A 25,328-nucleotide genomic window follows, 5' to 3' on the forward strand; every position below is an offset into this window, starting at 1 on the left:
TCCCCTACCCCACGGAATCCCCATGACTACCCGCCGCTTCCTGCAACTGGACGTCTTCGCCCCGCGCCCCGGCACCGGCAACCCGCTGGCCGTGGTGCTCGATGCCGACGGCCTGGACGATACCGCCATGCAGGCCATCGCCCGCTGGACCCGCCTGCCCGAGACCACCTTCGTGTTCGCGCCCACCGTGCCGGGCAGCAGCTACCGCATCCGCATGTTCGCGCCACAGAAGGAAGTGCCGTTCGCCGGCCACCCCAGCGTCGGCAGCGCGCATGCGGTGCTGGAGTGCGGCCTGGCCACGCCGGTCGACGGCCTGCTGGTGCAGGACGGCATCGCCGGGCAGCTGCCGCTGCGGGTGGACACGATCGACGGCGTCCGCCGCATCGCCATCCGCACCCCGCGCGCATCGGTGGCGGAGATCGTGGACGCCGCCGATGCGCGGCTGCGCCCGGCCATCGCTGGCTGGGCGCTGGGCGCGCTGCCGCCGGTGCTGATGGACGGCGGCCGCCGCTGGTGGCTGCTGGAACTGGCCGACGAGGCCACCCTGCGCGGCCTGGCCCCGGACTGGGACGCCATCGCCACCCTGGCCGAGGCCAGCGGCGCGATGGGCGTGTTCGCCTACGCCCGCAGCCATGGCCAGGCGCACGACCTGGCGGTGCGCGCCTTCGTCGGCAACGGCCGCCGCTTCGAGGACGCCGCCTCCGGCGCCGCCAATGCGGTGCTCGCCGCGTGGCTGGACGAACGCGGCGCGCTGCCCGGCCACGGCGGTCGCTACAGCGTCAGCCAGGGCCGCGAGGTCGGCCACGACGCATTGCTGGAACTGCGCATTGACGCGCACGGCGACGTGTGGTCCGGCGGCCAGGTGCAGACGGTGATCCGCGGAACCATCGACTGGTAGCGCGGTCGTACCGACAGTCCAGGGAGAGGTCGTCCGCATGCGTCGATGGATGCTGCTGTTGTCGCTGCTGTTGGCCGGCATGCAGGTGCCTGCCGGTGCCACGCAGCCGGCAGTGCCGCAGCGCGTGCTGTTCGTCGGCAACAGCCTGACCTATGTCGGCAACCTGCCGGCCACGTTCGCCGCACTGGCCAATGCCAACGGGCAGCATATGCACGCCGCGATGCTCGTGCAGGGCGGCGCCACGCTCGAACAGCGGGTGGCCGACGGCAGCGTGCCGCGGGCGCTGGCCCGCTACCGGCCGGCGGTGCTGGTGCTGCAGGAACGCGGCGGCGAGCTGCTCTGTGGCGCCGGCGAGGATCCCTGCCGGGCGTCGCGGCAGGCGGTGCAGGCACTGGCCGCGGCGGGCCGCCAGGCCGGCGCACGGGTGTTGCTGCTGGGCAGCTACCAGCCCCATCCCCGCGCGTCGGCGGCGATTGTCCAGGCCGAACGCGCCGCCGCCACGCAGGCCGGCATCGGCTACGTGGAGATTTCCGAAAGCCTGCGCCGGCTCTCCACCGGCGCCGGCACGCTCGCCTGGTACGACGCCGACGGCATGCATCCCGGGCCGGCGCTGACGCTGCTCGATGCGGTGCAGCTGTACCGGGCGCTGTTCGACACGCGCCCCGTGCGGGGTTTCACGGTCGCGGCGCCGATCTACGGCGCCAGCAGCGGATTGCGCGCCGAACTGCGCGATGCCGATGCGCCGGCGCCACGGCCGCAGACAGCGCAGGGCATCGGCTACGACGACGCGATGATCGGACAACTCAATGCGCTGCTGGATGCCGGCGGCAACCGGCCCCGGTAGGTGCGGGGCTCGCCGCGCCTGGCGCCTTCCCGGCAGTGCCCTGCCGGGCAGGTCAGCGCGAAGCGCGCAGCGCCTGCTGTTCGACCAGGGTGAGCGCGACGTTGTCGCGCAGGTAGGCCGGCTGCACCCGTTCGGGAGCGATGCCCTCGCCGCGGGCGAAGGCCGGCACGGCGAGCTTCAACACGTCCGATGCGCGCGGCAGCGCCTGCGCATCGACCGACGACAGCCGCGCCTGCAGGCGCGTGGCCAGCAGCCCCTCGGCGGCGCCGAAACCGGTGCCGACCCCGGCCCAGCGGCTGCCATCGTCGGGCAGCTGCAGCGCTTCCGGGGCAATCACCACTTCCGCGCCCTGTTCGTCCCACAGGCCATCGCCACGGCGCACGCAGCGCGCGGCGTAGACCTCGCCCATGCGCGCATCGATGCTGGCCAGCACGTGGCTGGCGTCGGCGGGCGCCTGCATCGCCAGCACCTGCAGCGTGGACACCGGCAGCAGCGGCCGGTCCAGCGCCAGGGCGATGCCCTGGGCGATGGCGATGGCCAGGCGCACGCCGGTGAACGCGCCGGGGCCGCGGCCCAGGGCGATGGCGTCCAGCTGCGCGCGGGCGATGCCGGCTTCGGCCAGCAGCTGTTCCGCCCACGGCAGGGTCAGTTCCGCATGCCGGCGCGGCGCGATCTCGAAGCGTTCCAGTACCTGCCCGTCCACATGCAGGGCGACGGAACAGGCTTCGGTGGCGGTTTCCAGGGCGAGCAGCTTCATGGGGTCACATCGGGATCGGGAAGGGGCGGCATGGCGGTTTCCATGCCCGGCGCGTCGGCATCGGGCTGCCATTGTCGCGCAAAGAACGCCTGCACATCGGCCAGTTCGCGGGTGCGGCGGAACGGCGGCAGCGAATCCAGGAACACGCGCCCGTAGCCGCGGCTGAGCAGGCGCGGGTCGCACAGCACCAGCACGCCGCGGTCGCTCTCGCTGCGGATCAGCCGGCCCACGCCCTGCTTGAGCGCGATCACCGCCTGCGGCAACTGTTCGTCGCGGAACGGGTTGCCACCGGCGCGGCGGATCGCGTCCAGCCGCGCCTCGTACACCGGGTCGTCCGGCGCGGCGAAGGGCAGCTTGTCGATCACCACCACGCTCAGCGCGTCGCCGGCCACGTCCACGCCTTCGCGGAAACTGGCCGAGCCCAGCAGCACGCCGTTGCCCGATTCGCGGAAACGCTGCAGCAGGCTGGCGCGGGGCGCCTCGCCCTGCACGAACAGCGGCCACGGCCCGCCGCGCAGCGCATCGGCGGCCTCGCGCAGCGCGCGGTGCGAGGCGAACAGCAGGAACGCACGCCCCTGCGAAGCCTCCAGCACCGGGCGCAGGGTGGCGATCAGCGCGGCGCCGAAGCCGCGTGCGGCCGGATCGGGCAACTGCCGCGGCAGGTAGCACAGCGCCTGCACCGGCCAGTCGAACGGGCTGGGCTGGACCAGGGTGTGTGGGTCGTCCAGCCCCAGCCGCGCGGCCAGGTGGCCGAAGTCGCCATCGACGGTCAGCGTGGCCGAGGTGAACACCCAGGCCGCGTGCGAGCGCAGGCGGTGTTCGCGCAGCGGCCCGGATACGTCCAGCGGGGTGCGCTGGCAGCGGAAGCCGCGCGGCGTCAGCTCGTACCAGAGCACATCGTTGCCGGCGGCGCCGATGTCGGCGTCATCGCTTTCGAAATCGGGCAGCGGCGCATCCTCGCCCAGCCAGCGCGCCAGCCGCGCCGCGCCTTCGAGCGCGCGTGCATGGCACGCGTCCAGCCCCGGCGACGCCTCGCGCACACCGGCCAGCGCATCGCGCAACCCGGCCAGCGCCGTGGCCAGCACGTCGAAGCCCTCGGCCACCGCCGGCACCGCCAGCGCGCGCCACTGGGTGCCGCGCGGCGGCAACGGCTCCATCGCCGCGCGCAGTTGCCGCAATGCCATTTCCAGCGCCGCCACCGGCGGCTGCAGCACCGGCTGCGCGCCGGCCACGCCGCGGCATTCGGCCAGGCAGTCGCGCGCCAGCTCCTGCCACGGGCGCATGCCGAAGCCTTCGCCGAAGAACCCGGCCGCCAGTTCCGGCAGCTGGTGCGCCTCGTCGATCACGAACGCCTGCGCGCCCGGCAGGATCTCGCCGAAACCTTCCTGCTTGAGCGCCAGGTCGGCCAGCAGCAGGTGGTGGTTGACCACCACCAGGTCGGCCTCCTGCGCGCGCTGCCGCGCCTGCACCACGAAGCACTCGCTCCAGAACGGGCAGTCGCTGCCCAGGCAGTTGTCGACGGTGGACGTGACCATCGGCAGCAGCGGCGAATCGTCGGCCAACCCGTCGAGCTCGGCCACGTCGCCGAACTGCGTGCGCCCGGACCAGGCAACGATGCGCTGGAACTGCGCGGCCTGTTCGGGCGAGGCCAGGCGCGGTTCCCCGCGCGCCTGGTCCAGCCGGTAGCGGCACAGGTAGTTGGCGCGGCCCTTGAGCAGCGCGCTGCGGTGGCCGACGCCGAGCGCGGCGCGCACCCGTGGCAGGTCGCGGTGGTAGAGCTGGTCCTGCAGCGCGCGGGTGCCGGTGCTGACGATGGTCTTCAGCCCGGACAGCAGCGCCGGGACCAGGTAGGCAAAGGTCTTGCCGGTGCCGGTGCCGGCCTCGGCCAGCAGTACGTCGCGCTGCTGGAAGGCATCGGCGATGACCTCGGCCAGGCGCAGTTGCGCCGCGCGCGGGGTGAAGGCGTCGAGCTGCCGCGCGAGCGCGCCGTCGGCGCTGAGGGCTTCACGGCTGGCGGTTCTAAGCATCGGAGGTCCGGGGCCGGAGGCTTGGAATCAGCAAGAAGCCGGTACCCACGGGCCGCTGGCCTGCGATCCCCGGCCCCTCAATAGCGGATGATCCCCGGCACGGTGCAGGCTTCGATCTGCGCATGCGCCGACGCGGCGTTTTCCTTCTCCACGCGCGCCAGGTGCGTCTGCTCGATGGTGGCCCAGTGGCGGCGGCACAGCGGCCCGGTGCGCGAGCCCAGCGCGAGCGCCTTGCGCGCCAGCGTCTCGGCGCGCGCCCAGTCGCCCTGCAGCAGCGCGATCTCGGCGCGTTCCTGCAGGATCGCCGGGTCGTCCTCGACCAGCAGCAGGGCCTGGTTCAGCGCATCGGCGGCACCGGCCAGGTCGCCGGCCCCGCGGCGTTCACCGGCGATCTGGCGCAGGTCGTCCACCTGCGGGTCGCGCAGCGGCTGCACGGTCACTTCCTTGTCGTCGGCGCCGGCGGCAGCCTGTACCGCGGCCATGCGCTGGGCAGGCGTGGTGGTATCGACCGGGGACGGCGGCGGGGGTGGCGTGCTGGTGCAGGCGGCCAGGGCCAGGGAGGCGGCCAGGACGGCCAGTGCGCGGTGGATCGGGAGCGTGTGGTTCATGCCGCCATTATCGCGCAGGCGCGTCTGAAGGCGTGCTTGACGCCGCGGCCGGTTCCTTGCGGTCCAGCCCGAACCAGCTGCGCCAGCCCCCGCCTTCCTGGGTCTCCTCTTCCGGCACCGCCGGCGGCGCGCACGGCGCGTAGGCCGGGGCGAAGCCGGCCACGAACGGCAGCCGGCGTGCGCCCGGGCAGCCTTCGTCGGTGCTGTTGGTGCCTTCGGCGGCCACGTACTGCCAGTCCAGGCCCTTGCTGTTCACCCGCAGCGGCCGGCTCGGCAGGTTGCGGAAGATGCCCGACCACACCCGCATCGCGCCGGTGGCGCCGAACAGGCCGGCCTGCTCGTTCTGGTCGTTGCCCATCCACACCACCGCCAGGTGGTCGCCGGTGTAGCCGGCGTACCAGCTGTCGCGGCCGTCGTTGGTGGTGCCGGTCTTGCCGGCCGGCTGCAGCCGGCCGAGGCCGTCGGCGTTGAGCCCGGAGGCGGTACCGCTGGACACCACCTGCTGCAGCGCCACGCTGATCAGGTTGGCGGCGATGGAATCGCCTTCCTGCGCCGGCGCCGGGCTCTTGTCGTAACGCTTGAGCAGCGTGCCCTGCGCGTCGACCACCCCGCGCACGGCGTGCAGCGGCTGGATCTCGCCGCCGGAGGCCAGGAACTGGTACAGCTGCGCCATGCCGTAGGGGCTCTGGTCGGTGGAGCCCAGGATCACCGCCGGGTTGGCTTCGGCCTTGAGCCCGGCCAAGACGTGGATCAGCTGGGTGATGCGCTCGGGCCCGACCTGCATGCCGACCCGCACCGTGGCCTGGTTGTAGGAACGGGCCAGCGCGTCGATCAGGCGCACCGTGCCGTGGCTGCGGTTGTCGGCGTTGCCCGGGGTCCAGTTGCGCCCGCGGCTGAGCTGCACGGTCACCGGGGTGTCCTCTACCCAGGTCGCCAGCGACCAGCGGTCCGGCTGCGCCAGCGCCAGCAGGTACACGAACGGCTTGAGCAGCGAACCGACCGGCCGCTGCGCGTCGATGGCGCGGTTGAAGCCCGGCTCGGCGACATCGCGGCTGCCGACCACCGCCAGCACGTCGCCGTTGTGCACGTCGGTCAGCACCAGCCCCGCCTGCAGCTCGGGGCGGCGCTTGTTCTCCAGCGACTTGACCGTATGCGCCACCGCGCCTTCGGCGTAGGCCTGGGCCGAGGGCGACATGCCGGTGAGGACGTTGAGGCCCGCGCCCTGCAGGGTGCTTTCCGGGTAGTCATGGCCAAGCTGGCGGCGCACCAGGTCGATATAGGCCGGGAAGCGGTTGGCCGCCGCCAGCCCCGGCACCTTCGGCACCCCCAGCGGCGCCTTCAGCGCGCGCTGGTACTCGGCCGCGTCGATCAGGTCGTTCTCGTGCAGCTTGCCCAGCACGAAGTTGCGGCGGTCCAGCGCGCGCTCGGGGTTGCGCCGCGGATCGTAGTAGGACGGCCCCTTCACCAGCCCGATCAACAGCGCCACCTGCTCGGTGGTCAGCGAATTCAGATCGCGCCCGAACCAGAACTCGGCGCCCGACGCCACGCCGTGGATCGCCTGGCTGCCGCGCTGCCCCAGGTAGACCTGGTTGAGGTAGGCCTCCAGGATCACCTGCTTGTCGTAGCGCGCTTCCATGATCAGCGCGTACAGCACCTCGTTGAACTTGCGGGTGAGGGTCTGTTCCTTGCCGATGCCGAGCAGGCCGCTGCGCGCCAGCTGCTGGGTCAGCGTGCTGGCGCCCTGGCGTACCTTGCCGCCGGAGCGCACAGTGACCCAGACCGCGCGCACGATGCCGCTCAGGTCGATGCCGTGGTGGCTGTTGAAATCCTTGTCCTCCACCGCCTGCAGGCCGGTGACCAGCAGCTCGGGCGCTTCGGCGATGCGCACCAGCCGCCGTTCCTCCTGCTTCTGCCCGTACAGGGTGGCGATGCGCGCCGGGTCCAGCCGCGCGGCCTTGAGCGGCTTGCGCTGCGCGGCATCGCGCAGCGAGGCGACCTGGCCACCGGAGACCACCACGTCGATCCGGCGCGGCGCCACGCGCCCGTCGACATCGACATAGCCACGGCTGGAAATGGTGAACCGGCCGTCCTGCAGCCGGTAAGTGCCCGGGCTCTGGCCGATGCCGTCATCGCGATAGGCCGACGCCGCCAGCTCGGTCTTGAGCGTGCCGGCGTTCATCGCCACGCCCGGCGCCAGCACCAGCGGCCTGGCATAGACCCGGGTCGGGATCTGCCAGCGCAGCTCGCCGAAGCGCTGGGTCACCTGCGAGTTCAGGTACAGCGTGTACGGGATCAGGAAACCGAGACCAAGGGCGGCGGCGGCCAGGCCCCAGGTGATCAACCGGTTGCGCCAGGGCGTGCCCGGCTCGTCGGTATCGTCGTCCAGTTCGTCGGTATCGTAGCGTCGCGGCACGGGGATGCGAGAATGTAGGTTCAGGCGAGTCTAACGCAGCCTCGCGCCACCGCACCGCTGCCGGCCCCCACCTGCTTAAGCTGGAGTTGCAACCGAATGTCGATGTCCCCGGCCGATGCGCGCTACCACCTCGCCCGCATCGTCGGCCTGATCCGCCGCGGCCTGGCCAGCCTGCGCACCCGCGGCTGGCGCACCACCCTGCAGCGCGTCGGCGTGCGCCTGCGGCGGCAGCCGCCACCGCGGCGCGCGCCGTTGTACGCACCGGCCGCGGCCGCCTTCGCGCCATTCGCCGTGCCCAGCAGCGCCGAGCCGCTGGCCAGCATCGTGATCCCGGTCTACAACCATGCCGCGCATACCCTGGCGTGCCTGCGCGCACTGGCCGCGCATCCGCCGGCGGCGGCCTGCGAGATCCTGGTGGTCGACGACGGCAGCAGCGACGAGACCGCTGGCTGGATGGCGCGGATCGACGGCCTGCGCTACCACCGCCGCGCGGAGAACGGCGGCTTCATCGCCGCCTGCAACGACGGCCTGCGGCTGGCCCGCGGCCAGTACGTGGTGCTGCTGAACAATGACACCGTGCCGCAACCGGGCTGGCTGGACGCCCTGCTCGACACCTTCGTGCAGATTCCGCAGGCCGGCCTGGTCGGTGCGCAGCTGCTGTATCCGGATGGTCGCCTGCAGGAATCGGGGGGCGTGGTGTTCGACGACGGCAGTTGCTGGAGCTACGGGCGTTTCGAATCGCCGGAGGACCCGTGCTACGCCAGCCTGCGCGACGCCGATTACTGTTCCGGCGCGGCGCTGGCCATTCCGCGTGCGCTGCTGGCGCGGTTCGGCGGGCTGGATGCGCGCTATGCGCCGGCCTACTACGAGGACACCGACCTGGCGTTCAAGGTGCGCGCCGCCGGCCACCGCGTGCTGGTGCAGCCGGCCAGCCGCGTGGTCCACGACGAAGGCACCAGCAACGGCACCGACACCGGCAGCGGGGTCAAGGCTTGGCAGGTGCGCAACCAGCAGGTGTTCGCCGACGCCTGGCGCATCGCGCTGGCGCGGCAGCTGCCGGCGGGCAGCGTGCCGGGCCCGGCGCTGTTGCACCGTGGCCAGCGCCAGGTGCTGATCATCGACGAGGCGGTGCCGCGCCCGGATCGCGATTCGGCCTCGCTGCGCCAGTTCAACCTGATCCGCATGCTGCTGGCCGGCGGCGCCCACGTGGTGTTCCTGCCGACCCGCGGCGAACACGGCGTCGCCGCCACCCACGCCCTGCAGGCGCTGGGCGTGGAGGTCTGGCACGCGCCGTGGCTGGACGGCGTCGGCGCGTGGCTGCGCACGCATGGCCAGCGCTTCCAGGTGGTGCTGCTGGTGCGCCACCACGTCGCCAGCCAATGCCTGCCGCTGCTGCGGCGCCATGCGCCGCAGGCGCGCACCGTGTTCGACACCGTCGACCTGCACTACCTGCGCGAACGCCGTGGCGCCGAGCTCAGCGGCGACCCGCGGCTGGCGCGCAGTGCCGAGCGCACCCGGGCCAGCGAGCTGGCGGTGATGGCCGCGACCGACGTCACCCTGCTGGTCAGCGCCGCCGAGAAGGCGCAGTTGGCGGTCGATGCCCCCGGCGTGCGGGTCGAGCTGCTGTCCAACCTGCACGAGGTCGCCGGCCAGGGGCTGGACTGGGCGCAGCGGCAGGGGCTGGTGTTCGTCGGCGGCTTCAACCACCCGCCGAACCTGGATGCGATGCAGTGGTTCATCGGCGAGGTGTTCCCGCTGATCCGGCAACGCCTGCCGGGCATCGGCTTCCACTGCATCGGTGCCGACGTGCCCGACAGCCTGCGCGTGCTGGCGGCCACGCAGCCCGGCGTGCAGGTGCATGGCTACGTGCCCGACGTGGTGCCGTGGATGGCCGGTGGCCGGGTCGCGGTGGCCCCGCTGCGCTTCGGCGCCGGGGTCAAGGGCAAGATCAACCTGAGCATGGCCCACGGCCAGCCGGTGGTGGCCACCGGCTGCGCCGCCGAGGGCATGCACCTGCGCGACGGCGAGGACGTGCTGGTCGCCGACGGCGCCGCGGCGTTCGCCGACGCGGTGGTGCGGCTGCACGACGACGAAGCCCTGTGGCGGCGGCTGTCCGGCAACGGCCTGGACAACATTGCCCGGCATTTCTCGATGGACGCCGCGCGCGACGTGGTGACCCGGGTGTTCCTGGACTAACGCCGGGCGTTGCCCAGCCGTTCGGCGAAGGCCGGCAGCTCCGGGGTCGCCGGGTCCAGCGCGCGCGCCTGGTCCAGCGCGCGGCCGGCGAAGGCCACGTCGCCGGCGCCCAGCCGTTCGCTGCCGACCGCCAGCCAGCGCTGCGCCAGCCGCCGCCGCGCCGCGGGCAACCGCGGATCGCCCGGCGCCAGCGCCTGCCAGGCATCCAGGCAGGTGCGCGCCGCCTGCAGGCGGTTGCCCTGCAGGTGGTGCTCCATGCAGTCGCGGGCGGCGGGCAGGATGCGGGCACCGGCCTGCTTCACCCGCGCGTCGCCGGGGGCCAGCGCCTGCGCGGCCTTGAAGCGGTCGTAGGCGCTGGCGCCGGGCGGCAGCAGCCACTGCCCCTGCGCCGCCGCGGCGTCCATCTGCGCCAGCAGTGCGCGTACCCGGCGCTCGCGCTCGGCGGCCGGCATCCGCGTCTCCAGCGCCCGGTGCGCGCCCTGCGCGCGCTGCAGCGCCTGCTCGGCGGCGGCCACGTCGGCACTGCCCGGCGCCCATGCACGCGCCTGCTCCAGCGCCTGCCGCGCCTGCTCGAAATGGAAGTCGCCGGCCAGCCGCACGGCCTCGCCGGCCCAGGCCCGCGCGACCTGCTGCAATCCGCGGCGCGCCACCGGGTCGTCACCGAGCGCGAGCACCCGGCTGTATCCGTCCGCAGCCTGGCGCAGGCGCCCCCGCGCCAGGTCGCGCGCGGCCTGGCCACGACGCCGCTCCAGCGCGGTGTTCAGCGCGGCGCGGGCCGCGGGCAGTTCGGCGTGCCCCGGGTCATAGCCTTCCACCCGCCGCAGCAGGCCGGCCGCCGCCTGGATATCGTCCCGCCGCGTCGCGTCGAGCGCCGCGGCCAGCAGGTCGGACAGCGCGTCGTCGCGCCCCTGCAGCGCCTGCAGGTGATCCGGGCGTACCGCCAGCACCCGCTGGTACAACGGCAGCGCGCTGTCGGCGCCCTGGTCCAGACGCCCCTGCGCCTGTGCCGCCTCGGCACGGCGCAGCAGGTCGTCGACGCGCTCGGGTTCCCGCGCCTGGCGCTGCAGGCGCGCAGCGATGGCGTCGAGCTCCCCCTGCGGCACCTGCAGCTGCCGCGCCAGCGCCAGCGCCGCGCGGGTGGCGGGCACATCGCCGGCGGCCAGCTGCCGCCGCGCCTGTTCCAGCGCCGCGCGCCCGGTATCGGCCAGCGCGTCGCGTACGTCGCCGCGGTCCGGATCCAGCGCCGCGGCGGCTTCGAACAGTTCGCGCGCGCCGCTGCCATCGGCCGCGGACAGATGGCCCTGGCGCAGCGCGCGGTGGCCGTCGTCGAGCAGGCGCTGGATCTTGGTCTCCGGCCACAACAGGTTCGCCAGCGGCTGCCGGAACACGCTCAGCAGCACCGCCAGCAGCAGCACCCCGATGGCGATCGAGCGCCACGCGCGCGGGCTGTCCCAGCCACGCGCCACCCACCAGCGCGCGTACAGGTGCACGCGCCCGACGAGCGGCGACAGCCATCCTGGCAGGCGGGAACGGGTCTTGTGCATGCGGCCAGCCTAGCAGCCCGCGATGACGCCGCCGGCAACGCCGGCCTCAGCCCATGCGCCGCGCTTCGTCCACGCCCGGCAGCGCGTCGAGCTTGCCCAGCAGGGTGGACAGCTGGCCGTAGTCGCTCACCTTCAGCCGCAGCCGCAGCTGCATGCGGCCGCTGTCGCGCAGCGGATCGCTGTTGATGTTGAGCACGTAGGCATCCTCCTGCGCGATCAGGTTGGTGATGTCCTTGAGCAGCCAGCGCCGGTCCATGGCACGGACCATCACGTCCACCTCGTAGCCCGCGCCGGCGCGGCCCCACTCCACCGGCAGCACGCGCTCGGGGTGCGCTGCCGACAACCGCGCCAGCGCCGGGCAATCGGCACGGTGCACGGTGACCCCGCGGGTCCGGGTGAGGTAGCCGGCGATCGGCTCGCCGGCCACCGGCTGGCAGCAGCGCGCCAGCTGCACCAGCAGGTTGCCCACGCCCTGCACGGTGAAGTCGGAGCGGCCGATGCCGTCGCGGCGCGCGGTCGGCCGCGGCAGCGCCGGGGTGGCCGGCGCGGGCTGGTTCTTCTCCTTCTCCGCCTCCAGCAGCGCGCGGCTGACCTGGCTGGGGCCGGTGTCGCCAAGCGCGACCTGGATGTACAGGTCGTCGACGCTGTCGGCGTGGAAACGCCGGGCGGCGAGCATCAGGTCGGCCTGCTGCAGGCCCAGACGCTTGAGCTCGCGGTCCAGCAGTTCGCGCCCGGCCTGCACGTTGCGCGCGCGGTCGAGCTTGTGGAACCAGGTGCGTACCTTCTCGCGCGAACGGTTGCTGGCCAGGAAGCCGTTGGCCGGCAGCAGCCAGTCGCGGCGCGGGTCGGCGTCGCGCGCGGTCATGATCTCGACCCGGTCGCCGCTGCGCAGGCGGTAGGTCAGCGGCACGATGCGGCCGTTGACCTTGGCGCCGCGGCAACGGTGCCCGACCATGGTGTGCACGTGGTAGGCGAAGTCCAGCGGCGTGGCGCCGGCCGGCAGGTCCATCACCTCGCCCTTGGGGCTGAGCGCGTAGACCCGGTCCTCGATCAGCTCGGCATCCAGCGCGCCGGCCAGGTCCTCCGGATTGGCCGCATCCTGCGCCTGCTCCAGCAATTGCCGCATCCAGGTGATCTTGCGGTCGAACGCCTTCTCCGCGCCCTTGCCGCCTTCCTTGTACTTCCAGTGCGCGGCCACACCCAGTTCGGCCTGCGCATGCATCTCGTGGGTGCGGATCTGCACTTCCACGGTGCGCCCCTCCGGGCCGATCACCGCGGTGTGCAGCGAGCGGTAGTCGTTGGCCTTGGGCCGGGCGATGTAGTCGTCGAACTCGCTGGGGATCGGCGTCCACAACGCGTGCACCACGCCCAGCGCGGCGTAGCAGGCGGCCACGTCGTCCACCATCACCCGCACCGCGCGCAGGTCGTAGAGCTGCTCGAAGGCCAGCTTCTTCTTCTGCATCTTCCGCCAGATGCTGTAGATGTGCTTGGGCCGGCCGCTGACCTCGGCGCGGATGCCGTGCTCGCCCAGCGCCGCGGACAGGCGGCGTTTGACCGCTTCGACGTAGCGCTCGCGCGCCAGCCGGGTTTCGTCCACCTCGCGCGCGATGTGGCGGTACGTATCCGGCTCCAGGAAACGGAACGCCAGGTCTTCCAGCTCCCATTTCAACTGCCAGATGCCCAGGCGGTTGGCCAGCGGCGCGTGGATGTCGCGGGTCAGCTGCGCCAGCGCGCGGCGCTGCTCCTCGGGGCTGCGGTCGGCCGCGCGCATGCACGCCAGTTGCCGCGCCAGCAGCACCGGCACCACGCGCAGGTCGTGGACGATGGACAGCAGCAGGCGGCGCAGGCCTTCGCTGTTGCGGCCGGCCTCGCGCCCGGCGTGCAGCGCCCACACCTGGTCGGCGGCATCCTGCCCATCGAGCAGCCCGCGCACCGCGGCCGCCGCGTTGCCCAGCGGCAGCTCCGCCAGGCGCGCGCGCAGGCCCGGCAGATCGAACAGCAGCGCGGCGGCGATCACCGCCTCGTCGGCGGACAGCAGGGCCAGCGCATCGAGCGTGTCGGCCAGCACCGGCCACGGCAACCGCGGTTGGGTGTCGGTCCCGGGCTGCCGCCAGGCACCCAGCAGCGCCTCCCGCAACGGATCGGAAAGGGCGCCGCAGGACGGGCGGTGCAGCAGGGCATCCAGGCCGGAGAGGGAAGAACGGTTCACAGCGGTTGATGGCGGGCGGATGCGCCTACACTAGCGCCCAACCATCCACGGGAACAATCGCCCATGCAGCCGTCGCGCCTTTGCCTCCTGCTCACCACCACCCTGCTGCTCGCACCGGCGTTCGCCGTACACGCGCAGCGCGTCGTCGAAGGCGACCTGCAGCAGCAGATGTCCTCCGCCGAGTTCAAGGCCGCGGGCCTGGAAAAGCTCTCGCCGGAGGAGCTGGCCGCGCTCAACGCCTGGCTGCAGGGCAAGGTGCGCAATGCCACCGCCACCGCGCTGGAGCAGGCGCGCGAGGAAGGCCGCCAGGAAGTGATCGTGAAGAACCGCGGCTTCTTCGACTTCGGCTCCAGCGAGCCGATCAAGGCCACGCTGGTGGGCGAGTTCAGCGGCTTCGGCAAGGGCCGCCAGTACACCCTGGACAATGGCCAGGTCTGGGAACAGACCGACGATGCGCGGGCCGCCGGTGTCCGCAAGCAGGCGCCGGCGGTGCAGATCACCCCGGGGCTGATGGGGGTGTGGTACCTGCAGATCGACGGGCTCAATACCCGCGCCAAGGTGCGCCGCACCAAGTAACCTGTGCCCGTTCCCGCGCCGCGCACCGCGGCGCCCGCCCCTGCCCTGGTCCGCCATGCCCTTCCTGCCCGCCACGCTGTTGCTCCTGCTGCTGTTCCTGCTGCCGGCCGGCGCGTCGGCCCAGGTCTACAAGTGCAAGGGGAAATCCGGGGAAACCGCGTATTCCGAGCATCCCTGCGACGCCAACGCGCAGCCGATGAAGCTGCGCAGCGAGCGCCTGCCGGCGCCGGTGGCGCTACCGCCACCGCCCCCGGCGGAGGCAGGCGAGCCGGAGCAATCGCCGCTGCGCGAGAGCGGCAGCCCGCCGCCAGCGCCGGCGGAACAGGACCGCAGCGCCGAACGCGCGTGCATCGCCACGGCGACCGCGTCGATCTACGGCCCCTCCAACGACCGCGTGGCGACCTACCAACAGCAGATGGCGATGCTCGGCGAGCAGCTGGACAACGCCGCCGACGCCAAGCGCAGCCAGGCCCTGCAGGCGCGCATGGACAACCTGCGCCGCGCGATCAGCCGCGAGCATGCCTACGCCCACGACCAGGTCAACGCCGCGCGCCGGCGCTGCGTGGAGCAGTACCGCCCCACGCCGTAGCGGCGGGCCTTGCCCGCACCGCCGTTGCGGTGACGCCGCCTGCCGGGCGAGCCCCGCCGGCGGCGCGGGTCAACCGCGCAGCGCGGTGACCCGCTGCGCCAGCTTCTTCGGCGAGATGCCGGAACGGAAGCCCAGTTCCTGGGCGAACAGCGATACCCGCAGTTCCTCGATGTCCCAGCGCAGCGCCGACCACTCCGGCCGCGCCGCCAGCCCCTGCGCCCGCGCCTCCTCCAATGCGTCGACGAAGGGCTTGAGCTCGAGCATGCGCGCCTGGTCGCGGGGTGGGTCGCGCTTGGCGCGTTCGCTGCGCAGGATCATCGCCTTCAGGTAACGCGGGAACTGCGCCAGCGCGTCGGCGGGGGTCTGCCGCAGGAAGCCGGCATGCACCAGCGACGCCAGCTGCCGTTCCATGTCGTCGAGGTTGCCGCGCGCCCAGCCCATCAACGGCGCCTCCAGCAGCGGCTTGAGCTCGCCCACCAGGCCGAGGATGGTCTCGGCCAGGCGCAGCCGCTCCATCGCTTCGCCGAACAGGCGCTTGCCGGCATCGGCACGGCGCAGCTTGAACGCCTCCGCCGAGCGGATTTCGCCCAGGCCATCGGCCAGCACCGCGTTCATGGCCGCATCGACCAGGTCGCCGCGCAGCCTTTCCTGCGATTCGATGGCCGCATACAGCAGACCGGTCTTGGGCGATACCGGCAGCTGCTTGCGGGCCTGCTTGACCTTGTCGGCCAGGGCGATCTCCAGCAGCCGCCGCACCCCGCCCGGATGCGCCAGCCGCGCGGCGTTGCGGTCGGCGAAGATGCGCAGCGCCGCCGTCTCGCCGGTATCGACCAGCGCCGGGTACGCCGGCACGCCGGCTTCGCCGGGCACCTGCTCGGGAATGACGCCGGCCGGGAACTCGCGCAGCCCCTCGGCCGCCAGCGCCTTGCCGGCGCGCGCCGCGAACGCCTGCCCGGCGCGCTCGCCGAAGCGTGCGCGCAGCGCATCGAGATCGCGCGACATCGCCAGCAGCCGGCCCTCGCCATCGGCCAGGCGCAGGTTCATGCGCAGGTGCGGCTCCAGCGCGGCCTCGTCGAAATCGGTGGCCGCCACCACCGCGCCGGTGGCTTTGGACAGGAACCGCGCCAGCTCGCCGCGGATGTCGTCGGCCGAGGGCTGCGGCCAGGCCTCGAAGAAGGCGCGGCCGAAGTCCGGCGCCGGCACGTAGTTGCGGCGCATCGCCTTGGGCAGGCTGCGGATCAGCGCCGCGGCCTTGTCGGCGACGAACCCCGGCGCCAGCCACGACAGCCGCGCCGGGTCCAGCGCGTTGAGCAGGTGCAGCGGCACGTCCAGGGTGACGCCGTCGTCCGCCGCGCCGGGCTCGAAGCGGTAATGCATCGCCAGCCGCGCGTCGCCCAGCGCGAAATATTTCGGATAGCGCTCCTGCTCGCTGCCTTCGCCCGGCAGCAGGTCGGCCAGCGACCAGCGCAGCGTGCGCTGCTGCGCGGGCGGCAGTGCCTTCCACCAGGCATCCAGCCCACTGGCCGAATGGATCTCGGCCGGGACCCGGTCCAGGTACCAGCGCGCCTGCCAGTCCTCGTCGGCGACGATGCCGGCGCGGCGCAGCTTGGCCTCTTCCTCGCGCGCCTGCTCCAGCACCTTGAGGTTGTCGGCGACGAAGCCGGCACGGGTATTGATCTCGCCGGTGACCAGCGCCTGGCGCACGAAGATGTCATGCGCTTCGCCGGGGTTGATGCGGCCGTAATGCACCGGCTTGCGCGGCGCCAGCACCAGCCCGAACAGGCTGATCTGCTCGGCCGCCAGCACCTGGCCCTGGGCACGCGACCAGTGCGGATCGAAATGCTTGCGCGCCAGCAGGTGCGGCAGTTCGGCGATGGCCCAGTCCGGCTCGATGGCGGCGTTGGTCAGGCCCCACACGCGCTGGGTATCGAGCAGGGTCGCGCTCAGCACCCACGGCGGCGGCCGCTTGGCCAGCGCCGAGCCCGGGAACAGGTGGAAGCGGCGCTGGCGCGGCGCCTGGAAGTCGCCCTTCTCGGTGCGGTGGCCGATCTGCGTCGGCAGCCCGGCGAGGATCGCCCGGTGCAGCGCCTGGTAGGCCGCGGCCCGCACCTTCTCCGGCACCGGGACGGAACCGGGCTCGGAGTCGATTTTTGCCTTGCCTGGCCGGGCGGCTGCGCCGGCCCCCGGAACATCCGGCGCAGCCACAGATTTCGCCGGCTTCGCGCCTTCGCGTGCCAGCCGCGCCGCCTTGTGCAGTTCGCCGCGCGTGGCCTTGCGCCTGGCGTCGCCATCGCCGCCTGCCGGCAGTGCGGCCGGCGCGGCAAGCAGCGCCCGCAGCAGCGATCCGTTTTCCTGCTGCCCTCCCTGGCGCGGCTGCGCTGCACCCGGATCGTCCGGCCCGGCCATCCCAGGCCGGGCGCTCCCCAGCGCACGCGCCAGTGGCGCGTCAGCGCGCTGGCTCGCCCAGCCCAGCTCCTCGCACAGCAGGCGCAGCTGACGGTGCAGTTCGCGCCATTCGCGCATGCGCAGGAAGCCGAGGAAATGCCGGCCGCACCAGTCGCGCAGTTTGGATTGGGTCAGGTCTTCGTGCGCTGCGCGGTAGCCTTCCCACAGGCGCAGGATGCCGAGGAATTCCGAACGCGGGTCGGCGAAGGCCGCATGCGCGTTGTCGGCGGCCTCGCGCGCTTCCGGCGGCCGTTCGCGCGGGTCCTGGATGCCCAGGAACGAGGCGATCACCAGCATCTCGTGCAGGCAGCCGGCCTGCTGCGCGGCCACCAGCATGCGCGCCAGCTTCACGTCCACCGGCAACCGCGCCATCTGCCGGCCGATGGCGGTGAGCCTGCGCTCGCCGTCGATCGCGCCCAGCTCGGCCAGCTGCTGCCAGCCGTCGGCGACCGCGCGTTCGTCCGGCGGCTCGAGGAACGGGAAATCCTCGATCCGCCCCAGGCCCAGCTGCAGCATGCGCAGGATCACCCCGGCCAGCGAGGAACGGCGGATCTCCGGATCGGTGAATTCCGGGCGCGCCTGGAAATCGGCCTCGGCATACAGGCGGTAACACACGCCCTCGGCGATGCGCCCGCAGCGGCCCTTGCGCTGGTTGGCGCTGGCCTGCGACACCGGTTCGATGTGCAGCCGGTCCAGCTTCTGCCGCGGACTGTAGCGCTTGACCCGGGCGTAGCCGGGGTCGACCACGTAGCGGATGCGCGGCACCGTCAGCGAGGTCTCGGCGACGTTGGTGGTGAGCACCAGGCGCCGCTTCGGCCCCGGGTTGAACACCCGGTCCTGGTCCTTGGCCGAGAGCCGCGCATACAGCGGCAGCACCTCGGTCTCGCGGTACTTGCGCCGTTCCAGCGCCTGGTGCGCGTCGCGGATCTCGCGCTCGCCGGGCAGGAACACCAGCACATCGCCGCGCGGATCCAAGCGGGTGATCTCGTCCACCGCCGCGACGATCGCCTCGTTGACCGATACCGGGTCCGCGTCAGCATCATCGCCGCGGCCGCGCCCGCCCCTGCCCTCGGCGACCGGCGCCGGCCGTGCCTCGTCCAGCGGCCGGTAGCGCACCTCCACCGGGTAGGTGCGGCCCTCGACGCTGACCACCGGCGCATCGTCGAAATGACGCGAGAAGCGCTCGGTATCGATGGTGGCCGAAGTCACCACCAGCTTCAGGTCCGGGCGCCGGCGCAGCAGCTGCTTGAGGTAACCGAGCAGGAAATCGATGTTGAGGCTGCGCTCGTGCGCCTCGTCGATGATCAGCGTGTCGTAGCGCGACAGCCAGCGGTCCGAGGCGATCTCGGCCAGCAGGATGCCGTCGGTCATGAACTTGATGCGGCTGTCCTCGCCGACCTTGTCGGTGAAGCGCACCTGGTAGCCGACCACCGTGCCCAGTTCGCTGCCCAGCTCCTCGGCCACGCGAGTGGCCACCGCGCGCGCGGCGATGCGCCGCGGCTGGGTGCAGCCGATCATCCCGGCCTCGCCGCGCCCGGCGGCCAGGCACAGCTTGGGCAGCTGGGTGGTCTTGCCCGAACCGGTCTCGCCGGCGATCACCACCACCTGGTGGTCGCGGATCAGGGCGGTGATCCGCTCGGCTTCACGCGCGATCGGCAGCGCGTCGTCCATGCTGATCGCAAGCGGCCGCGCCGCGCGCTGCCGACGCTGCTCCCGGGACTGCTCCAGCAGCCCGCGGAACGCCGCCTCGGCGGCGGCATCGGCCGGCCGCCCCTGCCAGCGTGACCACAGCCCGAGCAGGCGCCCGCGGTCGCGGCTCATCGCCCCGTCGATGGCCGTGCGGGCTTGGCGCAGGCGCGCGGCAGTGTCCTTTTCGATAGCGCTCATCAATCGTTCAACGAGAAAACGTGAAATACCGGTATGGTCCCGATGGCGCTATTGTGAAGCCATTCAACCCGACAAGGAGCAACGCGTCATGGCCAAGGCCAAGAACAGCAGCAAACCCGACGCCGGCAAGAAGCAGCTGGCCGCCTCCGCGCCCTCGGCGCCGGGCATCGATATCGGGATCAAGGATGCCGATCGCAAGAAGGTCGCCGATGGGCTGTCGCACTTCCTCGCCGACGCCTACACGCTGTACCTGAAGACCCACAACTTCCACTGGAACGTCACCGGGTCGATGTTCAATTCGCTGCACACCATGTTCGAGGCGCAGTACACCGAGCAGTGGACGGCACTGGACGAGATCGCCGAACGCATCCGCGCACTGGGCTTCAACGCCCCCGGCTCGTACCGCGAATTCGTCGCCCTGACCTCCATCGCCGAGGAACCGGGGCTGACCGACAGCGCCGACTGGCGCGAAATGGTGCGCCAGCTGGTGCAGGGCAACGAGGCGGTGTGCCGCACCGCGCGCAAGGTGCTGGAACAGGCGGAGAAGGCCGGCGACGCGCCCAGCGAAGACCTGCTGACCCAGCGCCTGCAGACCCACGAGAAGTACGCCTGGATGCTGCGCTCGCTGCTGCAGTAAACCCGTTGGGGCTTTGCCCCTGCGGGTTTTCCAGGGTTCCGCGCCGCGGAACCCTGGACCCTGCTTCACCTGCCTGCCAGATCCCCCCGCCTTCGGCGCGCCCCCTTTACCAAAGGGGGCTGTTCTCCATAGGGATCGTGTGTGGTTGCAGTAAACCTTTGAGCATTTGCCCTGCGGTCCTTGCAGGGTTGCGCGCCGCGGAACCCGGGAGCCGGCCTCAGTTGCCCGCCACGCCCCTGCCGAGCGGCCTGCGCAGGATCGGTGGGCACGCGGGAGGGGCGGGATCCAGCGGCCGCGCGCACTGCGGGCCGGTCCGCGGCGTGCGGCCCTGTGCGGAACAGAAACCTGCCCTCGGCTTTCCCGACGCGTGGACGGGACGGCGGCGGACGGGCGGGCTTGACCGGGCAGTTATCCTAGGCGGCATGTCTTCCCCCGCCCATGAACTGCTGAAGCGCGTCTTCGGCTACGACGCCTTCCGCGGCAACCAGCAGGCCATCGTCGAACACGTCACCGCCGGCAACGACGCCTTGGTGCTGATGCCCACCGGTGGCGGCAAGTCGCTGTGCTACCAGGTGCCGGCGCTGTTGCGCGAGGGCTGCGGCATCGTGGTGTCGCCGCTGATCGCGCTGATGCAGGACCAGGTGGAGGCGCTGCGCCAGCTCGGCGTGCGCGCCGAGTTCCTCAACTCCACGCTGGACGCGGAAACCGCCGGCCGGATCGAGCGCGAACTGCTGGCCGGCACCCTGGACCTGCTCTACGTGGCGCCGGAGCGGCTGCTGACCGGGCGCTTCCTGTCGCTGCTCGAGCGCAGCCGCATCGCCCTGTTCGCGATCGACGAGGCGCACTGCGTGTCGCAGTGGGGCCACGATTTCCGTCCCGAGTACCGGCAGCTGACGGTGCTGCACGAGCGCTGGCCGCAGGTGCCGCGCATCGCCCTGACCGCCACCGCCGACCCGCCGACCCAGCGCGAGATCGCCGAGCGCCTGGACCTGGCCCAGGCCGAGCACTTCATCAGCTCCTTCGACCGCCCCAACATCCGCTACACGGTAGTGCAGAAGGACAACGCCCGGCGCCAGCTGCTGGCGTTCCTGCGCGGCCACCGCGGCGAGGCCGGCATCGTCTACTGCATGTCGCGGCGCAAGGTCGAGGAAACCGCCGACATGCTCCGCGGCGAGGGCCTGGACGCGCTGCCCTACCACGCCGGCCTGCCGGCCGAGGTACGCGCGGCCAACCAGCGCCGCTTCCTGCGCGAGGACGGGATCGTGATGTGCGCCACCATCGCCTTCGGCATGGGCATCGACAAGCCGGACGTGCGCTTCGTGGCGCATACCGACCTGCCCAAGTCGATGGAAGGCTACTACCAGGAAACCGGCCGCGCCGGTCGTGATGGCGAGCCGGCCGAGGCCTGGCTGTGCTACGGGCTGGGCGACGTGGTGCTGCTCAAGCAGATGATCGAACAGGGCGAGGCCAGCGAGGAACGCAAGCAGCTCGAGCGCGCCAAGCTCGACCACCTGCTCGGCTACTGCGAATCCATGCAGTGCCGCCGCCAGGTGCTGCTGGCCGGCTTCGGCGAGACCTACGTGCCTGTCGGCACGCCCAAGGGCGTGCCGGGCCAGCCCTGCGGCAACTGCGACAACTGCCTGTCGCCGCCGGCCGCCTGGGACGCCACCATCCCCGCGCAGAAGGCGCTGAGCTGCGTGTATCGCAGCGGCCAGCGCTTCGGCGTCGGCCACCTGATCGACATCCTGCGCGGCAGCGACAGCGAACGCATCCGCCAGCTCGGCCACGACCAGCTCAGCACCTTCGGCATCGGCAGCGACCTGGACGCGCGCACCTGGCGGGGGGTGTTCCGGCAACTGGTCGCCGCCAGCCTGCTGGAGGTGGACCCGGAGGCGCATGGCGGGCTGCGCCTGACCGACGCCAGCCGCGACGTGCTCAAGGGCCGCCGCCAGGTGATGATGCGCCGCGAACCGCCTGTCGCCCGCGGCGAACGCGACCGCAGCAGCACCCCGCGCACCGGCGTGGCGGTGCAGCCGGAGGACCTGGCGCTGTTCAACGCACTGCGCGGCCTGCGCGCCGAACTGGCGCGCGAACAGAACGTGCCGGCCTTCGTCATCTTCCACGACAGCACCCTGCGCAACATCGCCGAACAGCGCCCGACCAGCCTCGATGCGCTGGGCCGGGTCGGTGGCATCGGCGGCAGCAAGCTGGCGCGCTACGGGCAGCGGCTGGTGGAGATCGTGCGCGAGCAGGGTTAGGCCGCGCGCCCCCGCCCGCCGCGGGCCAGCAGCAGCAGGCCGTCGAGCCGGCGCCGCGCAGGGGCGTCATCGACCTGCAGCCGCTCGATGGTCGGCAGCGCCTGCAGCAGCGCTTCCAGTGCCGGCTGCCGGTGACCAAGGCGCAGCAGGGTTTCGGCCAGGTCGATGCGGCAGGTCGCAGTCTCCAGCTTGCCGTCGCCATGCAGCGACCGCGCATGCTCCAGCGCGGTGCGGCGCAGTGCCAGCGCCGCCGCGCCCTCGCCGCTGCGCTCGGCCAGGTCCGCGCGGATGCGCAGCAGGCGCAGCTGCTGGGTCGCCGGTATCCGCGCCCCCAGTTGCCGCAGCAACGCCTGCGCCTGGGCGGTGTCGTCCTGGCGGATGTGCCAGTCGATGCGGTTGAGCCGGGCCTCGATCCGCCCCGGCGCGTCCGCCGGCAGCGCCGCGTCCAGGCCGGCGTCGGCATGCAGCAGCAGCGTGCCCGCTTCCTGCATGCGCGCCTGGCGCATCAGCAGCGCGCCCAACCCCGACTCGGCGCGCAGGCTGGTGGGCGATTGCGCGCCCAGCCGCTCGCGGCGGATCGCCAGGGCCTGCCGGTACAACTGTTCGGCCTGGGCCAGGTCGCCGCGCAGTTCCTGCAGGTCGCCGTAGTTGAACAGCCCCATCGAGTATTCCACCGAGCCGGTGCCGTCGATGAGCCCGCTCAGATGCTGCCGCAGCTGGTACTGCCGCTCCGCGGCGGCGTAATCGCCCCAGTCGCGGTACAGATCGGCAAGCCCGTCGTGCTGCATCAGCACGAAGCTGCTTTCCGGCCCGTACAGCTCCTGCGCGTGGCGCAGGCCCGCCTGCAGCAGCGGCAACGCCTGGGCGAAACGCCCCTGCTCGCGCAGGATCTGCGCCAGCCGCATTTCCGCGGCCAGCGCCATGCTGGTGCGGCGCGGCGGGCTGCCGCCAAGCACCTGGCGCAGCTCGCGCTCGGCCGAGGCCAGCCGCCCCCAGCGCAGGTACATCAGGCCCTTGTTGTAGGACAGCGCCAGCTTCTCGCTGGCGACGCCGGAGTGCGGCAGCTTCGCGTACAGCTCCATTGCGGTGTCGAAGGCGGCCTCGGCACGGTCGAACTGCTGCTGGTTCACCAGCGCCATGCCGCGCGCGCCATGCAGCCGGGCCCGGGTGGCCATGGCCGCGCTCGACGGCAACAGCGCCAGGCCGCGCTCGGCCAGCGCCTGGCCCAACGCACCGTTGCCGCCCTGGGTCTTCTGCAGCGACAACTCCACCAGTACCGCCGCCGCATCCGCCGGGCGGTTCACCCGCGGGTCGATGAAGCCGTCGTAGGCCTGCTGCAGCAGCACGTCGGCCTGCCGCGGCACCCCGGAGTTGCGGTACGCCGTCCCCAGCACCGCGCGCATCCGGGCCAGTTGCGCCGGCGCGTCGGCCAGGTCCTGGGAGACGCGCAGCGCCGCCTTGTCCAGCAGTTGCCGCGCGGACAGTTCCTGCTGTCCGCGCTCGGTGCGCAGGTACGGATCGGCGGTCTCGAACACGCCCACCATGAAGTCGCCCACCTGGTGGGCGATGGCGGCCTCCTCTTCGGCGTGCCGGCGCGCCTGCACCAGCCCGGCCACGAAGATCAGCGCCAACGACAGCGCGCCCGCGGCGGCCGCCAGCCCCCGTCCATTGCGCTGCACGCCGCGCACCAGCCGGTACAGGCGCCCGGACTGCCGCGCGGCCACCGGCCGCCGCTCCAGATAGCGCGTCACGTCGGCCATCAGTGTTTCCACCGAGCGGTAACGCGCGGCGACATCGCGGGCGCACGCCCGCGCGGCGATGGCGTCGAGGTCGCCGCGCAGCGCACGGCGCCAGCGCAGGCCCGGTGGCGCATTGGCCGAGGGCAGGATCACCGGCGCCTCGCCGAGCTGCAGCGCCTGCGCGCAGCGGCGCGTGGACAGCAGTTCCACCAGCAGCACGCCGAGGCTGTAGACATCGCTGGCCACGCCCACCGGCTCGCCGTTCACCAGCTCCGGGCTGGCATAGCCCGGGGTGCAGTAACCGGCCTCGCCACGCTCGCGCGCGTCGTTGAGTACCCGGGCCAGGCCGAAATCGAGCAGTACCGGCCTGCCGTCGGGCCGCACCAGCACGTTGCCCGGCTTGAGGTCGCAGTGCAGTACCAGGCGCTCATGCGCCGAGCGCACGACCGCGCAGACATCCAGGAACAGCCGCAGCCGCGCCGCAAGCCCGAGCGCATGGGTGGCGCAGTGGCGGTCCAGCGGCAGGCCCTCAATGTATTCCATCACCAGGTAGGGATAGCCATCGGGCGTGGTGCCACCGTCGTAGAGCCGGGCCACGTCGGGCAGGTTCAACCCGGCCAGCACCTGGCGCTCGGCCTGCAGCCGCTCCACCTCGCCCGCGCCCGGCATGCCGTGCAGCAGCTTGATCGCAACCGTGCGCCGATACACGCCGTCGTCGCGTTCGGCCTTGAACACGGTACCCATGCCGCCGCCGGCGATGCGCGCGGTCAGCCGCCACGGTCCCAGCCGCTGGCCTACCGCCAGCTCCGGGGTCAGTGCGCGCGCCAGCGCGGCATCCAGCCGGCTGCTGATCCGGCTCAGGCCCTGGGTCTGCGCATGCAGCAGCTGCAGCACGTCCTCGGCCAGAGCGGGATCACGGCAGTGCTGCTGTACCTGCTGCCGCCACTGCGTGCGTGGCAGGTCGCAGACGGCATCGAACAGCTCGCGGGTCTGGCGCCAGCGCGCCGCCTCCTCCGCGGTGGACATCAGGCCAGCTGTCGGTTGAGCCAGGCCCTGGCGAAACGCAGGTCGCGGTCCACGGTGGGTGCCGAAACCCCCATCACCATGGCGATCTCATCGCGGCTCATGCCGCCGAAATAGGTCAACTCGACCATGCTCGCCGCGCGCGGCTCGAGTTCGGCCAGCTGGCTCAGGGCCTGGTGCAGCGCCATCACGTCGTAGGCATCGCCGTCGTCGTCGGGGACGTCGCTGGCGTGGGACAGGGTCAGCTGGACAAGATTGCCGCCACGCTTGTCGGCGGCACGCGCGCGCAGGTGGTCCACCAGTACCGAGCGCATCTTCAGCGCCGCCACGGCGATGAAATGGGCGCGGTCCTTGAAATCCACTTCCGAACCCAGCAGCCGCAGCAGCGACTCGTTGACCAGCGCTGCCGGTTGCAGGGTGCCGCCGGTATCGTTGAACAGCCGGTTGCGGGCGACCACCATCAGGTCCGAATACAGGGCTTCGAACAACTGCTCGCGCGCCTGCGTGTCGCCTCCTTGCCAGCGATGCAGGAGTTGCGTGATCTGGGTACTCAAGCGTCCCCCACTGCTACCGTGAAACCGACCAAGCCCATGGTAGGACCGGCGCCCGCCACTGCGACCTGGCACAGTTCACAGAAACCGCGTACCGCCCACTGCAAGAACGCAGTCCCGCACGGCG

Annotated in this window: 16 protein-coding genes; 7 read left to right on the top strand and 9 right to left on the bottom strand. The window is 72.4% G+C overall.

Going from position 1 to position 25,328, the window contains the following annotated elements; genetic code table 11:
• Nucleotides 1-22: 22 nt before the first annotated feature.
• On the top strand, nt 23-898 hold the full coding sequence (locus tag MKP15_RS02160; protein WP_240211638.1) for a PhzF family phenazine biosynthesis protein: 876 nt from the start codon (nt 23-25) through the stop codon (nt 896-898).
• A 37-nt stretch (nt 899-935) separates the two neighbouring features.
• Nucleotides 936-1,742, top strand: coding sequence for a hypothetical protein (locus MKP15_RS02165; RefSeq protein WP_240211639.1), 807 nt, complete (start codon nt 936-938; stop codon nt 1,740-1,742).
• Nucleotides 1,743-1,794: 52 nt separating this feature from the next.
• On the opposite strand, the gene tsaB is transcribed toward MKP15_RS02165, so the two are convergent.
• The 4 genes from tsaB to mrcB all read right to left on the bottom strand — a co-directional run bounded on the left by tsaB (nt 1,795) and on the right by mrcB (nt 7,547).
• On the bottom strand, nt 1,795-2,499 hold the full coding sequence (tsaB, locus tag MKP15_RS02170; protein WP_240211640.1) for a tRNA (adenosine(37)-N6)-threonylcarbamoyltransferase complex dimerization subunit type 1 TsaB: 705 nt from the start codon (nt 2,497-2,499) through the stop codon (nt 1,795-1,797).
• The gene (locus MKP15_RS02175) at nt 2,496-4,526 is read right to left on the bottom strand and encodes an ATP-dependent DNA helicase (RefSeq protein ID WP_240211641.1); all 2,031 of its coding nucleotides are present in this window, start codon (nt 4,524-4,526) and stop codon (nt 2,496-2,498) included. Before MKP15_RS02175 ends, tsaB begins: the two co-directional genes overlap by 4 nt.
• 77 nt (nt 4,527-4,603) lie before the next feature.
• On the bottom strand, nt 4,604-5,134 hold the full coding sequence (locus tag MKP15_RS02180; protein ID WP_240211642.1) for a hypothetical protein: 531 nt from the start codon (nt 5,132-5,134) through the stop codon (nt 4,604-4,606).
• Nucleotides 5,135-5,141: 7 nt separating this feature from the next.
• Complete coding sequence (gene mrcB, locus MKP15_RS02185; RefSeq protein ID WP_161615057.1) at nt 5,142-7,547, bottom strand: penicillin-binding protein 1B; 2,406 nt, start codon at nt 7,545-7,547, stop codon at nt 5,142-5,144.
• Between the two features lie 96 nt (nt 7,548-7,643).
• Here mrcB and MKP15_RS02190 point away from each other — a divergent pair, with 96 nt between their 5' ends.
• Nucleotides 7,644-9,743: a glycosyltransferase gene (locus MKP15_RS02190; protein WP_240211643.1), complete on the top strand. Its 2,100-nt coding sequence runs from the start codon at nt 7,644-7,646 to the stop codon at nt 9,741-9,743.
• On the opposite strand, the gene MKP15_RS02195 is transcribed toward MKP15_RS02190, so the two are convergent.
• Both MKP15_RS02195 and MKP15_RS02200 read right to left on the bottom strand, forming a co-directional pair.
• Complete coding sequence (locus MKP15_RS02195; RefSeq protein WP_240211644.1) at nt 9,740-11,287, bottom strand: hypothetical protein; 1,548 nt, start codon at nt 11,285-11,287, stop codon at nt 9,740-9,742. The two genes, MKP15_RS02190 and MKP15_RS02195, sit on opposite strands and share 4 nt — an antisense overlap.
• Nucleotides 11,288-11,333: 46 nt before the next feature.
• The gene (locus MKP15_RS02200; RefSeq protein ID WP_161615268.1) at nt 11,334-13,496 is read right to left on the bottom strand and encodes a bifunctional (p)ppGpp synthetase/guanosine-3',5'-bis(diphosphate) 3'-pyrophosphohydrolase; all 2,163 of its coding nucleotides are present in this window, start codon (nt 13,494-13,496) and stop codon (nt 11,334-11,336) included.
• 63 nt (nt 13,497-13,559) lie between these two features.
• Between MKP15_RS02200 and MKP15_RS02205 the strand changes: the two genes are divergently transcribed.
• Both MKP15_RS02205 and MKP15_RS02210 read left to right on the top strand, forming a co-directional pair.
• Nucleotides 13,560-14,072, top strand: coding sequence for a hypothetical protein (locus MKP15_RS02205; RefSeq protein WP_240211645.1), 513 nt, complete (start codon nt 13,560-13,562; stop codon nt 14,070-14,072).
• Nucleotides 14,073-14,127: 55 nt separating this feature from the next.
• A complete protein-coding gene (locus MKP15_RS02210) occupies nt 14,128-14,661 on the top strand; it encodes a DUF4124 domain-containing protein (RefSeq protein ID WP_104938298.1) in 534 nt (177 codons plus the stop codon).
• Nucleotides 14,662-14,730: 69 nt separating this feature from the next.
• On the opposite strand, the gene hrpA is transcribed toward MKP15_RS02210, so the two are convergent.
• Nucleotides 14,731-18,993 carry an ATP-dependent RNA helicase HrpA gene (gene hrpA, locus MKP15_RS02215; protein ID WP_240211646.1) on the bottom strand — a complete coding sequence of 1,421 codons (4,263 nt, stop codon included), beginning with the start codon at nt 18,991-18,993 and terminating at the stop codon, nt 14,731-14,733.
• Nucleotides 18,994-19,081: 88 nt separating this feature from the next.
• On the opposite strand from hrpA, the gene MKP15_RS02220 reads away from it, so the two are divergent.
• On the top strand, nt 19,082-19,630 hold the full coding sequence (locus tag MKP15_RS02220; RefSeq protein ID WP_104938296.1) for a Dps family protein: 549 nt from the start codon (nt 19,082-19,084) through the stop codon (nt 19,628-19,630).
• Between the two features lie 422 nt (nt 19,631-20,052).
• Nucleotides 20,053-21,888, top strand: coding sequence for a DNA helicase RecQ (gene recQ, locus MKP15_RS02225; protein ID WP_240211647.1), 1,836 nt, complete (start codon nt 20,053-20,055; stop codon nt 21,886-21,888).
• Here recQ and MKP15_RS02230 read toward each other — a convergent pair.
• Entirely contained in the window at nt 21,885-24,653 is a 2,769-nt protein-coding gene (locus MKP15_RS02230; RefSeq protein WP_240211648.1) for a serine/threonine-protein kinase, read from the bottom strand. The genes recQ and MKP15_RS02230 overlap by 4 nt on opposite strands.
• The gene (locus MKP15_RS02235; RefSeq protein ID WP_161615273.1) at nt 24,653-25,204 is read right to left on the bottom strand and encodes an ECF-type sigma factor; all 552 of its coding nucleotides are present in this window, start codon (nt 25,202-25,204) and stop codon (nt 24,653-24,655) included. The genes MKP15_RS02230 and MKP15_RS02235 overlap by 1 nt, the downstream gene beginning before the upstream one ends.
• Between the last annotated feature and the right edge of the window lie 124 nt (nt 25,205-25,328).

The sequence above is a fragment of the Stenotrophomonas sp. Y6 genome, assembly GCF_022436665.1.
GTDB classification, from domain to species: domain Bacteria; phylum Pseudomonadota; class Gammaproteobacteria; order Xanthomonadales; family Xanthomonadaceae; genus Stenotrophomonas; species Stenotrophomonas acidaminiphila_A.